This is a genomic window from Psychroserpens sp. SPM9 (assembly GCF_025153525.1).
GTDB lineage: Bacteria > Bacteroidota > Bacteroidia > Flavobacteriales > Flavobacteriaceae > Psychroserpens.
Genome location: NZ_JANZNR010000022.1, coordinates 1 through 2,786, shown reverse-complemented (window position 1 = coordinate 2,786; position 2,786 = coordinate 1). Strand labels below are relative to the sequence as shown.

Sequence of the window (2,786 nt, the reverse complement as noted above, 5' to 3'; positions counted from 1 at the left end):
CAATAGACCTCGAAAAATAATTGGGTATAAAACGCCTCAAGAAATTATGGATTCTGAACTAAAAAATGTAGCTTAGTATCAACTAAAAAAAAGCAACGTTTGTTGCGTTAGAACCTTGAATGCAGCAAAATTGATGATAAGCAAAAAACTAAAAGACTTTACCACAATTGAATTTGCAAAATTCATAGAAAAAAGACCTGGTATGTTTCTCGGAGACCAAATTACTCTTACAAATTTGTGGAATATGCTTTTGGGTTTTGACATTAATTCTGCTGAAAGTTTGCCACCATTTCATTACTTTAACTATTGGACTAAACAGAAACTCAAAAAGTTTGGAGCTCGTTACAACTGGAGAAATGCAATTTTGGAAGCAAATGAATCGGATGAAAGACAAGCTTTCGATAACTTTTTTGAATTACTTGATGAATTCTTAACCATAAAGCCAAAAAACATTATTTCCGTTCTGCTATCTGAAAAAAATTTCGAGTTTTATTATAACAGAAAGAATAACAAAAAAAGTCGTAGAATAATTGGGAGTACAATGGAATCTGAGATTTTGTTTCCCGCACCTTACGAAATTAAATTAGTAGAATTTGATTATTGCACACACGCCTATCATTATGATTTCTATTATGTAGTTGGCGATTATAATAAAGGAAAATACTATCAGGAATTTGACAATTTAAATTTAAGTAAGAAAACTTACGAAGAAAAATTTGGAGAATTAAAATGGTCAGAAACTGATAATGGGAATATTGAAAAAGAATTCAAATTAATAGTTGAAAATATTAATAACTACAGCTAACAACGTGTATAATTAATTGCGAATTGCTGGCTAAGACGACGGTCCTTCCCTACTTTTTATTATATTGCATAGCAAAGAATTATAGCGTATTTGCACGCAACTAACCATACACGAACACGTTACCCACAATATGAAAAAAACCGTTCTGATATTAATAATTTTGTTATCGAATTTGACTCTTGGACAAAACAGAATAGCGGAATCACATACGGAATTTAGACGGTTAGCGGGAATTTTAATGGACGCTGACGGGCAACCTTTATCTGGTCAAAATGTGATAATAAAAGGAACGAGTATTGGAACGCAAACTGACTTTGACGGAAAATTTTGCATAATGATACCTAAAAACAAAACTATCTTTATAGAATTACCATTTTGTTTCGACCAAATATTTCGTGAAATTAAGCCGACTGAAAAAATAGTTGAAATGCGGATTGGAAAAGGAAAACGGAAATCAAAAAAAGCGTGGAGAAATTATGACAAAATAAAAGCGGAATTAAATTCTGAATTGAATAAAATTTATAACAGTAGTGAATACAAAAATGCGGAAAAATACTGTGGGTAACAACGTGTATAGTTAATAGTGTTTAAAGATGGTTCTAGAAATTCTGCCGAATTTCCGCGCTCTTCGTTCTTTTTTGCTAACTTAGTTCTCTAACACTACTAACCATACACGAACACGTTATATACAATGCCTCCGAATCACTCATACGGAGAGATTATTCTTTCTTAATTTTAGTAATTCACACTTAACCTCTAAAAGATTTTCACTCGACTCTAAAACTTACTCAGATCTATAAATTAGAGGTTCAATTCAAAAGGAAATCGTCTGATTCAAAAAACAATTGATTAGCAAACGTGATCACTCAAACCTCTTTATGTGATTACTCTTCTCGCGTTATGTGATTACTCAAGATTCAGAAACGCAAGCTGAACGTGTTTACTCTTAGTTGTCGGCACAGTAAATAACAACGTGTAAAGTTCATTGCTTCATTTTTTTGTGCTTGGAATATTTTAGACAAAAACATCAATGGTTTGGTTTCTTTTATTAATTTTAAGCAAACCAACGCAACGAAACCTTACACATACACGTTGTACAACATTTGAAAATGACTTCCGAAATCGAAAAAAGCAATAGAAAAATACTGTATTTTCTGAAAAAAAAATACCCAATGGAAGTCGCTAAAGGAATTCGATTCGATTTAAGTAAATATTCAATTATTCCAAAAGGAAAATTTTTAAAAAACATCTACACTTGGAAATTAACGGGATTTGATTTTGATGCTTATTTACTATCTATTCGTAATTCATATAAAACTGAAATAATGGGAACTGCTGGAGAATCAATGATTGAAATAGATACTGAAAGTAAACATAATGGAGTGATTTTAAAAACGGAATCAGATCTTCCTGAGCTCATAATTAGACCTGCATATCTGAAAGAAAAAATTGCCAATCTATTCCTGAAATTTGACAAAAAACTTAATGATAGAAAAGAATTTAACAAAAAATACATTTTGGAATCTTCATTGAGTCAAACGGAATTAGAAGAAATAATAACAAGAAATATAACAGATGAATTAGTTAAAGTCAATGAATTTAGTTTGGAATTTAAGGACAATTCAATCTTTTTAAAATTTGAAAAAGAATTTAACGAGGAAGACTCTGTTAATCTTATAAAACTTGGAAAAATAATAGAAACGGAATTAAAAAACGTTGTACAACAACGTGTATAGTTAATTGCTTCTGTTGGTTAAGACGACGGTCCTTCCCTACTTTTTATTATATTGCATAGCAAAGAATTATCGCGTACTTACACGCAACTAACCATACACATACACGTTGTGCACAATTTTGACCCGTCCTGAATATAGGCTACATAATTTTAAACATTATGTACAAAAATGACAAAATAATTAGACGGTATTCAGAACCTTTTAAACTGAAAATTTTAGACGAACTTACAACCGGAAAACACACA

General features: G+C 30.9%; 3 protein-coding genes. All 3 read left to right on the top strand.

Annotated elements, in window-relative coordinates:
- Positions 1-115: 115 nt before the first annotated feature.
- The 3 genes from N4270_RS17005 to N4270_RS16995 all read left to right on the top strand — a co-directional run bounded on the left by N4270_RS17005 (position 116) and on the right by N4270_RS16995 (position 2,541).
- A complete protein-coding gene (locus N4270_RS17005; RefSeq protein ID WP_260098552.1) occupies positions 116-805 on the top strand; it encodes a hypothetical protein in 690 nt (229 codons plus the stop codon).
- 130 nt (positions 806-935) lie between these two features.
- Positions 936-1,370 carry a carboxypeptidase-like regulatory domain-containing protein gene (locus tag N4270_RS17000; protein WP_260098551.1) on the top strand — a complete coding sequence of 145 codons (435 nt, stop codon included), beginning with the start codon at positions 936-938 and terminating at the stop codon, positions 1,368-1,370.
- A gap of 544 nt (positions 1,371-1,914) precedes the next feature.
- Complete coding sequence (locus N4270_RS16995) at positions 1,915-2,541, top strand: hypothetical protein (RefSeq protein WP_260098550.1); 627 nt, start codon at positions 1,915-1,917, stop codon at positions 2,539-2,541.
- Positions 2,542-2,786 lie beyond the last annotated feature (245 nt).